20 protein-coding genes and 1 tRNA gene are annotated in these 14168 nt (G+C 69.3%); 13 read left to right on the top strand and 8 right to left on the bottom strand.

All coding sequences use genetic code 11. The features are described from left to right. Positions 1–139 precede the first annotated feature (139 nt). The 3 genes from ACO2SS_RS10000 to ACO2SS_RS09990 all read right to left on the bottom strand — a co-directional run bounded on the left by ACO2SS_RS10000 (position 140) and on the right by ACO2SS_RS09990 (position 1768). On the bottom strand, positions 140–694 hold the full coding sequence (locus ACO2SS_RS10000) for a hypothetical protein (protein WP_423277486.1): 555 nt from the start codon (positions 692–694) through the stop codon (positions 140–142). 152 nt (positions 695–846) lie between these two features. Further along, positions 847–918 (bottom strand) — tRNA-Thr (locus tag ACO2SS_RS09995). A 61-nt stretch (positions 919–979) separates the two neighbouring features. Beyond that, the gene (locus ACO2SS_RS09990) at positions 980–1768 is read right to left on the bottom strand and encodes a helix-turn-helix domain-containing protein (RefSeq protein ID WP_423277485.1); all 789 of its coding nucleotides are present in this window, start codon (positions 1766–1768) and stop codon (positions 980–982) included. Between the two features lie 106 nt (positions 1769–1874). Here ACO2SS_RS09990 and ACO2SS_RS09985 point away from each other — a divergent pair, with 106 nt between their 5' ends. From ACO2SS_RS09985 to ACO2SS_RS09965, 5 genes are read left to right on the top strand one after another with little or no spacing between them, the layout of a single operon-like run. Further along, on the top strand, positions 1875–2282 hold the full coding sequence (locus ACO2SS_RS09985; RefSeq protein WP_423277484.1) for a hypothetical protein: 408 nt from the start codon (positions 1875–1877) through the stop codon (positions 2280–2282). 55 nt (positions 2283–2337) lie between these two features. Then, complete coding sequence (locus tag ACO2SS_RS09980; RefSeq protein WP_423277483.1) at positions 2338–2736, top strand: hypothetical protein; 399 nt, start codon at positions 2338–2340, stop codon at positions 2734–2736. Positions 2737–2773: 37 nt separating this feature from the next. Further along, complete coding sequence (locus ACO2SS_RS09975) at positions 2774–4081, top strand: replication-associated recombination protein A (RefSeq protein WP_423277482.1); 1308 nt, start codon at positions 2774–2776, stop codon at positions 4079–4081. A gap of 57 nt (positions 4082–4138) precedes the next feature. Beyond that, positions 4139–4474, top strand: coding sequence for a hypothetical protein (locus ACO2SS_RS09970; RefSeq protein WP_423277481.1), 336 nt, complete (start codon positions 4139–4141; stop codon positions 4472–4474). Positions 4475–4497: 23 nt separating this feature from the next. Further along, positions 4498–5040 (top strand): ankyrin repeat domain-containing protein, encoded by a 543-nt coding sequence (locus tag ACO2SS_RS09965; protein ID WP_423277480.1) that lies wholly within the window; start codon positions 4498–4500, stop codon positions 5038–5040. 9 nt (positions 5041–5049) lie between these two features. On the opposite strand, the gene ACO2SS_RS09960 is transcribed toward ACO2SS_RS09965, so the two are convergent. The 3 genes from ACO2SS_RS09960 to ACO2SS_RS09950 are packed head-to-tail and all read right to left on the bottom strand — an operon-like array spanning position 5050 to position 6271. Further along, positions 5050–5670, bottom strand: a complete 621-nt coding sequence (locus tag ACO2SS_RS09960) for a nitrile hydratase subunit alpha (protein ID WP_423277479.1) — start codon at positions 5668–5670, stop codon at positions 5050–5052. Next, positions 5667–5951, bottom strand: coding sequence for an SH3-like domain-containing protein (locus tag ACO2SS_RS09955; RefSeq protein ID WP_423277478.1), 285 nt, complete (start codon positions 5949–5951; stop codon positions 5667–5669). The genes ACO2SS_RS09960 and ACO2SS_RS09955 overlap by 4 nt, the downstream gene beginning before the upstream one ends. Then, a complete protein-coding gene (locus ACO2SS_RS09950) occupies positions 5948–6271 on the bottom strand; it encodes a hypothetical protein (protein WP_423277477.1) in 324 nt (107 codons plus the stop codon). Before ACO2SS_RS09950 ends, ACO2SS_RS09955 begins: the two co-directional genes overlap by 4 nt. A 133-nt stretch (positions 6272–6404) precedes the next feature. On the opposite strand from ACO2SS_RS09950, the gene crcB reads away from it, so the two are divergent. The 7 genes from crcB to ACO2SS_RS09915 all read left to right on the top strand — a co-directional run bounded on the left by crcB (position 6405) and on the right by ACO2SS_RS09915 (position 11927). Then, a complete protein-coding gene (gene crcB / locus ACO2SS_RS09945; protein WP_423277476.1) occupies positions 6405–6788 on the top strand; it encodes a fluoride efflux transporter CrcB in 384 nt (127 codons plus the stop codon). A gap of 9 nt (positions 6789–6797) precedes the next feature. After that, on the top strand, positions 6798–8096 hold the full coding sequence (locus ACO2SS_RS09940; protein ID WP_423277475.1) for an RluA family pseudouridine synthase: 1299 nt from the start codon (positions 6798–6800) through the stop codon (positions 8094–8096). A gap of 130 nt (positions 8097–8226) precedes the next feature. Beyond that, positions 8227–8721: a hypothetical protein gene (locus tag ACO2SS_RS09935; protein ID WP_423277474.1), complete on the top strand. Its 495-nt coding sequence runs from the start codon at positions 8227–8229 to the stop codon at positions 8719–8721. A 23-nt stretch (positions 8722–8744) separates the two neighbouring features. Continuing rightward, positions 8745–9398 (top strand): L,D-transpeptidase, encoded by a 654-nt coding sequence (locus tag ACO2SS_RS09930; RefSeq protein WP_423277473.1) that lies wholly within the window; start codon positions 8745–8747, stop codon positions 9396–9398. Positions 9399–9454: 56 nt separating this feature from the next. After that, the gene (locus ACO2SS_RS09925; protein WP_423277495.1) at positions 9455–10471 is read left to right on the top strand and encodes an amino acid ABC transporter substrate-binding protein; all 1017 of its coding nucleotides are present in this window, start codon (positions 9455–9457) and stop codon (positions 10469–10471) included. Between the two features lie 54 nt (positions 10472–10525). Then, positions 10526–11200, top strand: coding sequence for an HAD-IA family hydrolase (locus ACO2SS_RS09920; RefSeq protein WP_423277471.1), 675 nt, complete (start codon positions 10526–10528; stop codon positions 11198–11200). Between the two features lies 1 nt (position 11201). Beyond that, positions 11202–11927 (top strand): ATP12 family chaperone protein, encoded by a 726-nt coding sequence (locus tag ACO2SS_RS09915; protein WP_423277470.1) that lies wholly within the window; start codon positions 11202–11204, stop codon positions 11925–11927. Between the two features lie 18 nt (positions 11928–11945). On the opposite strand, the gene ACO2SS_RS09910 is transcribed toward ACO2SS_RS09915, so the two are convergent. Further along, positions 11946–12095: a hypothetical protein gene (locus tag ACO2SS_RS09910; protein ID WP_423277469.1), complete on the bottom strand. Its 150-nt coding sequence runs from the start codon at positions 12093–12095 to the stop codon at positions 11946–11948. Between the two features lie 115 nt (positions 12096–12210). Then, on the bottom strand, positions 12211–12369 hold the full coding sequence (locus tag ACO2SS_RS09905; RefSeq protein ID WP_423277468.1) for a hypothetical protein: 159 nt from the start codon (positions 12367–12369) through the stop codon (positions 12211–12213). Positions 12370–12544: 175 nt separating this feature from the next. On the opposite strand from ACO2SS_RS09905, the gene ACO2SS_RS09900 reads away from it, so the two are divergent. Beyond that, entirely contained in the window at positions 12545–14071 is a 1527-nt protein-coding gene (locus tag ACO2SS_RS09900) for an acyl-CoA carboxylase subunit beta (protein ID WP_423277467.1), read from the top strand. The last annotated feature ends 97 nt before the right edge of the window (positions 14072–14168 follow it).

The following is a 14168-nucleotide window of genomic DNA, read 5'->3' as shown; positions in this document are numbered from 1 at the left end:
ATGCAGGTTCTTGCCGGAAGCCCAACACGGCCTCCTAAACCGTCTCGGGCACGCGGGCGATAGCCCGGACCCAATCAGGGTCCAGCGCGCGATCCAATGTTTCCAAGGGACCGCTCTCCACCCAACTCGGACCATCAGCCTATGGGACGCGCACACTCTGGGCGACCGTGTGCCAGACCTCTTGCCCCGGTTCCTCGTCGTCAGCACCGAGGCTGAAGCGACCGTCAGCCCTATAAGACAGGACGCGGTTGCTGGGGAGATAAAGCGACCACTGTTCCTCTTCGTTCGCTTCGTAAGGCCAGGTCGTCAAAGCCGCGCCGAGGTCGAACGAAAAGGCTGTTTGCCGAGTGGTCGCGTCGAGCGTGAATGCCGTGAGCTTCTGACCATCCATCAGACCCGCAGCGGCTTCGATCTGCTCCTGAGGGCTGTCATCATCGGCTAGAGTGTCACCCGAGGCGGTGACGCGCCAATGGCAGCAGAAGACGAAGAGGTTCCACTCTCCGATGGGTCTGACGACCCGCCGCGCCGCAAACTGGCACACTCTGGGTAGCGATGAAGTCGGGACGAATGGCTCACGCACGAGAAGGCGAGGTGATCCGAACTCGAACGACAGTATGCTCCCTTGCCCGCGTTCGACACGCCAACAGGGTAGGCCGATCAACGGAGTGAAAGCGGTGGCGAAAGCCTCGTCCATACGGCCGATCATGACGGACCGATCAGCGTCCGCAAACCACCCTTAGCGGACCGAATTCGAGCTCGAATTCGATCGCGCTGCGCGGCGGGCAGGCAGGCTTTCGGGCCTACCAGATCTCATCCTGAGTATCTGATGTTACGAACGAAACGCGGTGCCGGCGGAGGGGATCGAACCCCCGACCTTCGGTTTACAAAACCGCTGCACTACCGCTGTGCTACACCGGCGACCGCGGCTGCTCCATAGCGGATTCTCGGCGAAGCCGAAACCGTCCGCTCGCGTTGCGGTCTAGGCGGCGCGCAAGGCCGCGGCCGTCTCCGGATCGGCCGGGAAGAAGGTTTCGAGCGCCAGCTCCGAAAGCGTCACGTCCAGGGGCGTGCCGAACACCGTCGTGCAGGAGATGAAGGACAGCGTGCCCGCCGGCGAGCGGATCCGCAGCGGCACCGCCAGGCCTGCATAGTCGCGGCTCTCGGCGGCGGGAGGGCCGGGTTCGGGAGCCGGGAAGCCCGAGAGCTCGTTCAGGAGCCGGATGAGCACGGGGTCGCCGGTCGCCGCGACCTGCTCGCGAAGCCGGTGAAGGAGATGCTCCCGCCACTCGGCGAGGTTGACGATGGCGGGGGCGAGCCCGCCCGGATGAAGGCTGAGGCGCAGGACGTTCACGGGCGGCCGGAGCAGCGAGCTCTCGGTCACGCCGGCGAGAAGCGGCGCGACCGCCGCATTGGCGGCGACCATGCGCCAGTGCCGGTCGATCGCGAGGGCCGGATAGGGTTCGTGGCCCTTGAGGATCATCTCGACCACCTCGCGCGCGGTCTTCAGCGCCGGATCCTCCAGGCTGCGCTCGGGATAGCTCGGGGCGTAGCCGGCGGAAAGCAGCATGAGGTTCTGCTCCCGGAGGGGCACCGAAAGCCGCTCGGCGAGACGGAGCACCATGTCGCGGCTCGGCGCGGAGCGGCCGCTTTCGACGAAGCTGAGATGCTTCTGCGAGACCTCCGCCTCGAGGGCGAGGTCGAGCTGGCTCATGCGGCGGCGCTGCCGCCATGTCCGCAGATGGTCGCCGATGGGTCTGGTGGAGGCCATGGGCAAGCCTAGCCCAGCCACACCCCGCAGACGATTACCTCCGGCTTAATCGACGGGCCGCCTCGGGCCGCCGATCCTGGCTCCGCTGAAACGAAGGAGCTTCCGAATGACCTCTCGCCCGAACGCAGTCCTGCGCTACGCGCTGATCGCCGATGCCGTCGCCAGCGGCGCGACCGGCCTCCTCATGGCGGCCGGGGCCGGCCCCTTGTCCGGCCTGCTGTCCCTGCCGGAGCCGCTTCTGCGCTGGGCCGGGATCTTGCTCCTGCCCTTCGCCGTGATGGTCGGGCTCGCCGCCCGCTCGGAGGCGCCGTCCCGCCCGGCCGTGCGCGCGATCGTCGTCGTGAACGCCCTGTGGGCGATCGACAGCTTCGCGCTTCTGGCCAGCGGCTGGATCGAGCCCAACGGGTTCGGCATCGCGTTCGTGGCGGCCCAGGCGCTTGCGGTGGCGGCGCTCGCAGCCGCGCAGGTCGCGGGCCTTCGGGGCGCGGCGCGTCCCGGGGTCGCCATCGCCTAATTCCCTCCGGCCGAACGGCGCCCCTCCGCGCCGCCCATCAGCAAAGGAGACGACCATGCTGCTCGTTCCCGCTTCCTATCTCCGCCAGGGCCTGCTCTCGAACGCGACCACGAATGCAGGGTTTTCGATCTTTCTTCTCGTCGCGTCCGGCCTGCTCACCCGCTCCTTCGGCCTGCCCTTCGGGCTCCTGCTCGGGGCGGGGCTCGCGCTCGGTGCCTTCGCGGTGCTTCTGGGTGTCCTGGCGCTTCGGCCCGTCGTTCCGGGCGCGATCGTCCGGGCGGTGATCGGCTTCAACCTCCTCTGGGCGGCGGAGTCTCTCGCCGTCGCCTATGGAGGCCTCGTGCAGCCGACCCGCGCCGGGACCGTGTTCATCCTGGCCCAGGCGGCCGTCGCCGCCATGTATGCCGGGCTGCAATGGCGCGGGCTCAGGCAGAGCGCCGTGCGGCCAGCGTGAGGCTTGCACTCCGGCCGGCGAGGCAGACATTGGGTGCATGTCCGATCTCTTCGCCGCCGCCCGCCTCGACCAGGATGCGCCGCGGCCCCTCGCCGACCGCATGCGGCCGCGGCACCTCTCGGAGGTGGTCGGCCAGGACCACCTCGTCGGCCCCGACGGGGCGCTGAGCCGGCTGATCCAGTCCGGCTCCCTGGGCTCCCTCGTGTTCTGGGGCCCGCCCGGCACCGGGAAGACGACCGTCGCCCGCCTGCTGGCCGGAGAGACGAAGCTCCATTTCGAGCAGATCTCGGCGATCTTCTCCGGGGTCGCGGATCTGAAGAAGATCTTCGAGGCGGCGCGCGCGAGACGGGCCATGGGGCAGGGGACCCTGCTCTTCGTCGACGAGATCCACCGCTTCAACCGCGCCCAGCTCGATGCCTTCCTGCCCGTGATGGAGGACGGGACGGTTACGCTGGTCGGCGCGACGACCGAGAACCCGTCCTTCGAGCTCAATGCGGCGCTTCTCTCCCGGGCCCGGGTGATGATCTTCCGGGCCCTGGACGAGGAGGCCATCGCACTCCTCCTCGCCCGTGCCGAGGAGATTGAGGACAAGCCGCTTCCGCTCGACGAGGAGGGCCGGGCCTCGCTCGCCCGCATGGCGGACGGGGACGGCCGCGCCGCCCTGACGCTCGCCGAGGAGGTCTGGCGTTCGGCGAAGCCCGGCGAGATCTTCGATTCCGCGCAGCTCCAGGAGATCGTGCAGCGGCGGGCGCCCATCTACGACAAGGGGCAGGAGGGCCACTACAACCTCATCTCCGCCTTGCATAAGACGATCCGCGGCTCCGATCCGGACGCCGCGCTCTACTATCTGGCCCGCATGCTGGATGCCGGCGAGGACCGGCTCTTCATCGCGCGCCGGCTGGTCCGTGCGGCGGTCGAGGATATCGGCATGGCTGACCCGCAGGCGCTCGTGGTGGCGAACGCCGCCAAGGATGCATTCGACTTCCTCGGCTCGCCGGAGGGCGAACTCGCGCTGGCGCAGGCCGCCGTCTACCTGGCGACCGCGCCGAAATCGAACGCCCTCTACGTCGCCTACAAGGCCGCGACCCGTGTCGCCAAGGAGCACGGCTCGCTGATGCCGCCCAAGACGATCCTGAACGCGCCGACGAAGCTCATGAAGCGCGAGGGCTACGGCTCCGGCTACCGCTACGATCATGACGAGCCGGACGCGTTCTCGGGGCAGGATTACTGGCCCGATAAGCTCGGACGGCAGACCTTCTACGAGCCGACCGGTCGCGGACTCGAGGCCCAGATCGGCGAGCGCCTCGCCCATTGGCGGCAATTGCGGAGGGGCCGCGGCGCCTGAGCGGAACCAAAGCGACCGGCCGACCTTTCCGCGACAGGGGATCTGCTGGAGGAACCCATGAGCAAGCTCACCTGGCTTGTTGTCGCCGGCTCCGTGGCGTTGATGGGCGCGGCTCGAGTGCAGGTGCCGAACTTCGATATCAAGAAGGCGTGCAGCATCCACGTCCCCGACATGATCGGGACTCCCCAATCCTGCGAGCGGGACGAGCGGGCGGCGCGTGATGAACTGAAGCGGGTCTGGGCCACCTTCCCGGCGAGCGTGCGACGGACCTGCCTGGCGAACGTGACCATCGGGGGGATGCCCAGCTACGTGGAGCTTCTCACCTGCGGGCAGATGTATCAGTGGAGCCAGCAAGGCTCCGGGGGACAGGCGACGCCCGCTCCCGCGCGCTGACCGAAGCACCGCATGAAGACCAGATGACCAGCGACCCAGATCCGACCCGGCCCGTCCTCGATGCCGGGACCATCGCCTTTGCCGGCCGATGCTTCGACCTCGCACGCGGCGGCCATACGGCCGAGCTTGAGGATCTGGTGGCGCAGGGCGTGCCGCCGAACCTGACCAACGACAAGGGCGACACGCTCCTGATCCTGGCGAGCTATCACGGCCACCATGCGACGGCGGCCATGCTGCTGGCCCGCGGGGCGGATCCGGATCGCTACAACGATCGCGGCCAGACGGCGCTCGCGGCTGCCTCGTTCAAGGGCGCCGAGCAGGTCGTGGCGGCCCTGCTGGATGGGGGAGCGGACGTGAATGCCTGCGCGCCGGGCGGGCGCACGGCCCTGATGGTGGCGGCGATGTTCGATCGCACCGGCATCGTCGACCTGCTGCTGGAGCGGGGTGCAGATCCCGACCTCACCGACGCGGAAGGCCGGAGGGCGATCGACCTCGCCATGGCCATGAAGGCCTACGGTACGCCGCGGCGGCTCGAGGCTGCGTCCGCGGCGCGAAGCGGCGGGTAGGAGCCGGCCTCAGCTCCCGCGGCGCGGAATGCTGGCCCGGCCACGCTCGCGGTTCGGCGACGGCACGGTCACGCCGATCATGTCGCCCTCGGACACGAGGGCGGCAAGCTGCTCCTCGCTCCAGCCATCCGTCCCTTCCGGACGCATCGGGAGGACCATCCAGCGGTAATCTGCGGTCGAATCGACGACGCGCAGCCTGGTGTCGTCCGGGAGCACCGTGCCCCATTCCGCAAGCACGCCGCGCGGGTCGCGGACGGCGCGGGCGCGGTAGGTGGCGGATTTGAACCAGAAGGGCGGGTAGCCGAGCACGGCGCGCGGGTAGCAGGAGCAGAGCGTGCACACGACGAGGTGGTGCAGGCCGGGCTCGTTGGCGAGGACCCCGAGGGGAGGGGAGCCGCGCATGAAGGCGCCGGTGGCTTCCGCGGCCGCCGTGCCGTCGCGAAGCATGAGCTCGCGGTATCCCGGGTCCGTCCAGGCCTTGGCCACCATCCGGGCGCCTTGCGCGGGGGACGCCCGCTCCGTGACGGCAACTCGCTCGGAGAGCTCCGCCGGGGTCAGGAACCCCTTCTCGTAGAGGAGGCCGGAGAGCGCGGTGAAAAGGGCGCCGCTTTCCGCTTCGAGCACGTTCATGCGGTGGCCTCCAGCCAATGGTCGTAGATTTCGATCACGAGCTCGTCCCCGCTCGCATCGGGCCAGAGCTGCTTGAGGGGAAAGCTGACGTGGTAGAGCCCCCGGTCCGGAGCCGGGCGGGCAAAGGCGATGTCCTCGGGATTGGGAAAATCCCCGAGATGCCGCACGATCGTCCCCACCTCGCCGCGGACGTAATGCGGCGTGCGGATATGGACCGGGCCGCCCGCCTCCGGCCAGGCATCCTTCACCCGAACGCGGGTGCCGGGCGCGAAGCTCGTCACGAGCCCGCCTCCAGGCGCGCGCGCAGCTCCGCTTCGCTCACGACGCCCTTGCGCAGGAGGTTCGCCGTCATCGAGCGGATCCAGCGCTGGTAGTAGCTCAGGCGGTCGTAGTCGTCCGGCGGGATCTCCTCGATCCCCCGGCGAAGCTCGTCGACGGTCATCAGGCCCTTCAGGGACAGCAGCTGCCGGAGGGCATCGGTCTGCTTGTCGAGATCCGTCAGAGCGTGCGGCTCGATGTCGACGGTCTCGCAGAGATACTTGCTCAGGCCGCCCATGTCGTGGTGCGCCCGGCGTGGATCCGCTTCCTTCGCCTCTGTCATCGTGCCCATCCATCCCTGCCGGAACACTAGCGCCGTCGAGGCACCGCCTTCAATGCTCGCCGGCGCCCGCCGGTCGCCCGGGCAGTACAAAGCACAGCTTCATCTTGTCGCCGCGGCGGGATAGCTCTCCGGCATGCAGGCTACCCTTCTCGTTTTCCTCGGCGCCGGCATCGGCGGGGTCCTTCGCCATGGCGTCAATCTCGGCTGCGCGAGATTGTGCGGGACGGCCTTCCCCTGGGGAACGCTGACCGTGAACGTCGTCGGCTCGCTGATCATGGGGCTGCTCGCGGGCTGGCTCGCCTTCAGGGCGGAGGTGGCCTGGAGCCAGTCGTTCCGTCTCTTCCTCATGACCGGCATCCTCGGCGGCTTCACGACCTTCTCGGCCTTCTCGCTGGACGCGGCGCTGTTGTGGGAGCGCGGCGACGCCGCGACGGCCGCCGCCTACGTGCTCGGCTCCGTCGTCCTCTCGATCGGGGCGCTCGCGATCGGGCTCGCAAGTATTCGCGCCCTGGGGTGAGCGGTGGCCATGGCCCCTGGACCCCGCCGATGGTACGGAGGAGCCATGAAGGGACCAAGACTAGGCGGCGAAGCCCGCGGCAGGGCCGGCCGGCCGCGTCCAGGCGCCGGCCGCGGCGCAGGGCGGCCGACCGAGCCGCGCATGGAGGGCCGCCCCCGCCCTGCATCGACGCGCGCCGGCGCGCCGAAGCGGCCGCCGCAGAATCGCGCGGACGAGCAGGCGGCGGCCTCTCCCAGCAAGGCTGCCGCGCCCAAGCCGAGGCCCGAGCCCAAGCTGCGGCCCGAGCCCAAGCAGGCCGATGCCGCGCCTGCCGTCGGCGTCCAGACCGTCACGGTCGAGCCGGACGAGACCGGGATGCGGGTGGACCGTTTCCTCACGGCTCGGTTCCCGGACCTGTCCTTTGCCCATATCCAGCGCATCGTCAGGAAGGGCGAGCTCCGGATCGACGGCAAGCGCGCCAAGCCGAACGATCGGCTGGAGGCCGGGCAGCAGGTCCGCATCCCGCCCCTGAAGCTCGAGCAGAAGCCGCCCTCCAGCAGAGTCCCGGGGGAGGAATCGAAGGACGCGCTCTTCTTCCGGCAGAACGCGCTCTACGAGGACGACGACGTCCTCATCATCAACAAGCCGTCGGGTCTCGCCGTCCAGGGTGGCTCCGGCACCAAGCGGCATGTCGACGGCATGCTGGAGGCGCTGCGCGACAGGCAGGGCCAGAAGCCGCGGCTCGTACACCGGCTCGACAAGGACACGGCCGGCTGCCTCGTCATCGCCAAGACCCGCTTCGCCGCGACGGCGCTCGCGAAGTCGTTCCGCTCCCGAGCGACGCGGAAGATCTACTGGGCGCTCGTCGCCGGAATTCCGCGGACGCGCCAGGGCCGCATCTCGACCTATCTCGCGCGCGAGGAGGTCGAGGACGGGGACAGCCGCATGGCGGTCTCCAAGCACGGCGCGGACGGGGCGAGCCACGCACTCACTTACTACGCGATGGTCGACCAGGCGGGGCAGAAGCTTGCCTGGCTCTCCATGAAGCCCGTGACCGGCCGCACGCATCAGTTGCGCGCGCATGCCGCCCATATCGGGCACCCGATCATCGGCGACCCGAAATACTTCAACGTCGAGAATTACGAGTTCCCCGGCGGCATCCAGAACCGCCTGCACCTCCTGGCCCGCCGCATCGTCATCCCCCACCCGCGAACCGGCAAGCCGATCGACGTCACGGCCCCGCTTCCGGCCCACATGCAGCAGAGCTTCAACCTGCTCGGCCTGGACGCCTCGCGCTACGACCCGATCGAGGAATCGCCGGAGGAGTAGGCGGGAGACGCAGATCGCCCCGGCCGACAGCTTGTCCCTCGGCCGGCTTCTGCGGCGACACGTCCGGAGCGCTCGACGACATGACAAGGAAACGTCCGCAGCAGACGTTCCGCAGGGAGGACCCGATGCAATGAGCCCCTTCGAACCGCAACCCGGCGCCCGCCTGCTCGGGCGCAGCCTTCTCGTCGCGGCGCCCCTGGCGCTGGCGGCCTGCTCGACCGGGACGCGCGAAGCCGCTCTCACCCCGGCCGCCGCGGTGGCATCCGGGCCGACGTCCATGGCGCGCGAGCAGCTCGTGGGCAGGTGGGGCGTCGCGTCCTTCCACAACGAGAAGGATCGCCGGCGAACCGAGGCCCAGGCCCGTGCGGAATGCAAGAGCCCCTACGTGATCGCGAAGGGGCCGACCGACGGCGTCATGATGCACGTCGCGGACGACCCGAAGCTCTATGAGCTCAAGCTGAAGGGCGGCGCGGGCGGCAAGACCTATCTCGGCTTCGAGGCCCCCCCTGGCGCGCCGGACGACCGCGAGATCCTGTCCGCGAGCAGCGGATTGGTGCTCATGCGCTTCGTCGAGCCGGACGTCAGCCGACGTTACGGCACCTTCGTCTACGCCCGATGCGCCTGATCCGAGGAAGCGTGGAGTTGGCCATGCAGCCCGACGAACTCGATGTCCTGCGAAGGAAGCCAGCCCTCATCCGGAATTGGGTCGCCGGCACTGCGCTCGTCCTTCTCGCGGGCCTCGCCGTGCCGGCGGGGGCGCAGCCCGGAAGGCAGCCCGAACCGAACCTGGCCGATGTCCCCGACGAGCCTGGACGCGTCTCCGGTGAGGAGACGGTCATCGCCGAGGGCCCATTCGCCAAGCAGGCGGTCTTCTTCCGCTCCAGCGAGGCGCCCGGGACGGTGGTGGTGCACACCTCCGAGCGCTTTCTCTACGTGGTCCAGGGGAACAACCGCGCGCTTCGCTATGGGATCGGGGTCGGCCGCGAGGGTTTCCAGTGGTCCGGCCTCGTGAAGGTCACGCGCAAGGCCGAATGGCCGGACTGGCGGCCGCCGCCGGAGATGATCGCGCGGCAGCCCTACCTTCCCCGGTTCATGGCCGGCGGCCCGGGCAATCCCATGGGCGCGCGGGCGCTCTATCTCGGCTCGACGGTGTTCCGCATCCACGGCACCAACCAGCCCGAAACGATCGGTACCGCCATCTCGTCCGGCTGCTTCCGGCTGGCGAACGGCGACATCATCGACCTCTACGAGCGCGTGCCGGTCGGCACGAAGGTGATCGTCCGCCACGCGGCGAGCCTCTGATGCCTGTCCTACCAACCCGGGAGCGAGGAGCCCGTCCGATCATGTCGAAGACGCTCATCTCCCGATTGGGGCAGGCGATCGCGGTCGCGGTGGCGGCTGTCCTCGGAGCGGGCGCGGCTTCGGCCGGGACGCTGGAGCAGGTGAAGCAGCGTGGCCAGCTGCTTTGCGGCGTGAGCGAGGGGCTACCCGGCTTCTCGGAGCAGAAGCCGGACGGGCAATGGTCCGGCTTCGATGTCGATTTCTGCCGCGCCGTCGCGGGCGCCATCTTCGATGATCGGACGAAAGTGTCCTTCGTGCCGCTCTCGGCCGCGAACCGGTTCGAGGCCCTGAAGGCGGGCCGGGTCGACCTCCTGTCGCGCAACTCGACCTGGACGCTGGAGAGGGAGGCAGGGCTCGGCCTCACCTTCGCGGGCATCACCTACCATGACGGCCAGGGCTTTCTGGTGCCGCGCAACCTCAACGTCACCTCGGCGCTCGAGCTCGACAAGGCAAAGGTCTGCGTGCAGGCCGGGACGACAACGCAGCTCAACCTCGCCGATTTCTTCCGCGCCAACTCGATCACCTATGAGGAGCGGCTGTTCCAGAGCGGCGCCGACGCCCTCCGGGCCTTCGACCGCGGGGAGTGCAACGTGCTCACGCGCGACCAATCGGCCCTGTTCGCGGAGCGCCTGAGCCTCAGCCGCCCGGCGGACGCGATCGTCCTGCCAGACGTCATCTCGAAGGAGCCGCTCGGGCCGGCCACGCGCGCCGATGACGTCCCCTGGTCCAACGTCGTGAAGTGGGTGAACTTCGCACTCGTGAACGCCGAGGAACTCGGGATCACGTCCGCCAACGCGGCCGATGCGAAGAGCTCGGCAAAGCCCGACGTCCGCCGCTTCGCCGGGCTGGAGGGCGGCTTCGGCGAGCTGCTCGGCCTCGGCAGCGGGTGGGCGCTCCAGGCCGTCCAGGCCTCCGGAAATTACGCGGAGCTGTTCGAGAGGAATCTCGGCTCCGAGTCGAAGCTCGGGATCCCGCGCGGCCTGAACCAGCTCTGGAGCATGGGCGGCATCCTCTACGCGCCGCCGCTCCGGTAGCGTCGGAGCGGCGTCTGGCTGCACCGCCTCGCCTTCGCGGCCGGCGGACGCTACATGACACGCTCCATGCAACTCCTGATCCTCGATGTCGACGGCACGCTCGTCGACAGCCAGAACCTCATCGTCGCCGCCCAGCGCGACGCCTTCGCGGCCTGCGGGCTCGAGGCGCCGAGCCGCGAGCGTTCGCTCTCGATCGTCGGTCTGTCGCTGGCGGAAGCCTTCACGGCGCTGGTCGGCCCGACCGGCCCGATCGAGGCTCTCGCGGAAGGCTACAAGGCCGCCTTCGCGCGGCTGCGGGCGGACCCGGCGACGGTCGAGCCGCTCTTTCCCGAGGTGGAGGAGGTGATCGGCCGCCTCGCCGCCCGGGACGACCTTCTCCTCGGCATCGCGACCGGCAAGTCCCGGCGCGGGGTTGCGCATCTTCTCGAGCGGCATGGCTGGCGCTCGTTCTTCACGACGATCCAGACGGCGGACGACGCGCCCTCGAAGCCCGATCCGGGCATGATCCTCCAGGCCATGGCCGAGACGGGGATCGGCCCTGAGGCGACCACCATGCTCGGGGACACCTCCTTCGACATGGCGATGGCGAGGGCGGCGGGGGTGCGGCCGATCGGCGTCTCCTGGGGCTACCATCCGGTGGCGGCCCTGGAGGAAGCCGGCGCCGAGGCGATCATCGACGGCTTCGGGGCCGTGGAGGATCTCCTGCCCGCGCGGGCGAAGGCGGCCTGACATGGCGGAGAATGGAGCGGGCGCCACGAAGCGCTTCTACAAGCAGGCCGGCTTCGAGGCGGGGGAGGGCGGCTTCGCCCTGACGCTGGACGGCCGGAAGGCGCGCACGCCGGGCCGTGCGCCGCTCGCGCTCCCGACCCGGCCGCTCGCGGAGGCGGTCGCGGCCGAATGGGATGCCCAGGGCGACAGCGTCGACCCCACCACGATGCCGCTGACGCGGCTGGCGAACTCGACCATCGACGGGGTCGCGCCGCGCGCCGAGGAGGTTCGGGCGGATCTCGTGCGCTATGCCGGGTCCGACCTCGTCGTCTATCGCGCGGCGGAGCCGGAGAAGCTGGTCGCGGAGCAGGCGGCCGCCTGGGACCCGGTCCATGCCTGGGCGCATGACGAGCTCGGCGCCCATTTCGTGCTGAGCGAGGGCGTGATGTTCGTCGAGCAGCCCGAGGCAGCGCTCTCGGCGATCCGGGCCGAACTCGCCCGCGAATCGTCGCCCTTCGCGCTCGCGGCCCTGCACGTGATGACCACGCTGACCGGTTCGGTGCTGATCGCCCTCATGCATGCCGCCGGCCGCCTCTCTGTCGAGGAGGCGTGGCGCGCCGCACACGCGGATGAGTTCTTCCAGGAGAGCCGCTGGGGCGAGGATTACGAGGCCGCCGAGCGGCGGAGCCGGCGCGAGGCGGAGTTTCGCGCCGCCTCGCGATTTCTGGCCCTGGCCCGGGCCGGCTAGAACCGGCCCGGCGCGGGCTCACATGGTGGACATCGAAGCGATGGCGGAGGCGGCGCTCACGGCCGCCACGACGGCCAGTCCCAGCCGCACGAACGGCACCTGACGTCGTTCCAACCCACGTACGAGAGCCTTGCGCCGTCGGCGCGCAGCCTTGTTGTTCTGATCCATTTCCGTTTTGCTCGCCTTGGCCCCAGCCAAGCCGAGCTGAAATGGGGTGTGCGGCGCAACATGGAAGTGTGCAACCGCACACCGGGCGCGTGGCAAAACCCCACGCGCAGTTCTGTCAGGCGGCAAACAGCGTCATGATCGCCGAAGCCGTGCAGCTTGCAGCCAAGAGGCCGAGGAAGGCCGCCGGGTAGGGGACTGCTTTCCCGACTCGGAGCTCGCGCATTTCGGCGCGGATTGCGCCGTGGCGTGAGATGGACGTGTGCAGGAAGGGCATCTGTGCCTCCTCCGTCCTGTCGGGGCCATGTTCGGCCACCACCACCCAAGACCATTCGGCGCCGGACGGATGTGCGCTGAAGCACCTGCCCGATGGTGCCCGTCCGCGCCCAGGGCCGTTTGTCGCGGCTCTGCAACATGCTAGGGCGGCGGGGGAAACGATACGGGACAGGTGCATGAAGGAGATGCTGGAGCTCTTGGCCGAGCGGCGCGCCGCGGCGCGGCTCGGGGGCGGGGAGAAGCGCATCGACGCCCAGCACGGGCGCGGCAAGCTCACGGCCCGCGAGCGTCTTGAGCTGCTCCTCGACCACAACTCCTTCGAGGAGTTCGACATGTTCGTGCAGCACGGCTGCACGGATTTCGGCATGGCCAACGTGAAGATCCCCGGCGACGGCGTCGTCACGGGCTGGGGCACGATCAACGGCCGCACCGTCTTCGTCTTCTCCAAGGACTTCACGGTCTTCGGCGGCTCGCTCTCGGAGGCGCATGCCCGCAAGATCACCAAGATCCAGGACATGGCCCTGAAGGCGAGGGCGCCGATCATCGGCCTCTTCGATGCCGGCGGCGCGCGCATCCAGGAGGGCGTCGCGGCGCTCGGCGGCTATGGCGAGGTGTTCAAGCGCAACGTCATCGCGTCCGGGGTGATTCCCCAGATCTCCCTCATCATGGGCCCCTGCGCGGGCGGCGACGTCTATTCGCCGGCCATGACGGACTTCATCTTCATGGTCCGCGACACGTCCTACATGTTCGTGACCGGCCCGGACGTCGTGAAGACGGTGACCAACGAGGTCGTCACGGCCGAGGAGCTCGGCGGCGCGAAGGTGCACACGGCCAAGTCCTCGATCGCCGACGGCGCCTACGACAACGACGTGGAGGCGCTGCTGCAGATGCGGCGGCTCGTCGACTTCCTGCCGTCGAGCAACCAGGAGGGCGTGCCCACCTGGGATTCGTTCGACGACGTGGACCGGGTCGACAACTCGCTCGACACGCTCGTGCCCGACAATCCGAACAAGCCCTACGACATGAAGGAGCTGATCCTGAAGGTCGTGGACGAGGGCGACTTCTTCGAGATCCAGGAATCCTTCGCCCGGAACATCATCACGGGCTTCGGCCGCATCGAGGGCCACACGGTCGGCTTCGTGGCCAACCAGCCGATGGTGCTGGCGGGCGTGCTCGACGCGGATGCCTCCCGCAAGGGCGCGCGCTTCGTGCGCTTCTGCGACGCCTTCAACATCCCGATCGTCACCTTCGAGGACGTGCCGGGCTTCCTGCCCGGGACGGCGCAGGAATATGGCGGCCTGATCAAGCACGGCGCGAAGCTGCTCTTCGCCTATTCCGAAGCTACCGTGCCGCTCGTCACCGTCATCACGCGAAAAGCCTTCGGCGGCGCCTATGACGTCATGGCGTCGAAGCATGTCGGCGGCGACATCAACTATGCCTGGCCGACCGCGCAGATCGCCGTGATGGGCGCGAAGGGCGCCGTCGAGATCATCTTCCGCGGCATGGATGCGGACGGGATCGCGGCCAAGACCAAGGAATACGAGGACCGGTTCCTGTCACCCTTCGTGGCCGCCGAGCGCGGCTATATCGACGAGGTGATCATGCCCCACTCGACCCGCCGGCGCATCGCCCGCGCCCTCGCGATGCTGCGCGAGAAGGAGGTCGAGACGCCCTGGAAGAAGCACGACAACATTCCGCTCTAAGGGCCGAGCCTCCCCGCTCGCACCGGCGAAAGCCGGTGCCGGGCGGCCTGGATCCCGGCTCCCGCCGGGACGAGCGGCATCGGCGGCGCTCGTCCCC

This window comes from Enterovirga sp. CN4-39 (genome assembly GCF_049446235.1).
GTDB lineage: Bacteria > Pseudomonadota > Alphaproteobacteria > Rhizobiales > Beijerinckiaceae > Enterovirga.
The sequence above is the reverse complement of the archived record's forward strand: the minus strand, read 5'-3'. Positions and strand labels throughout refer to the sequence as shown.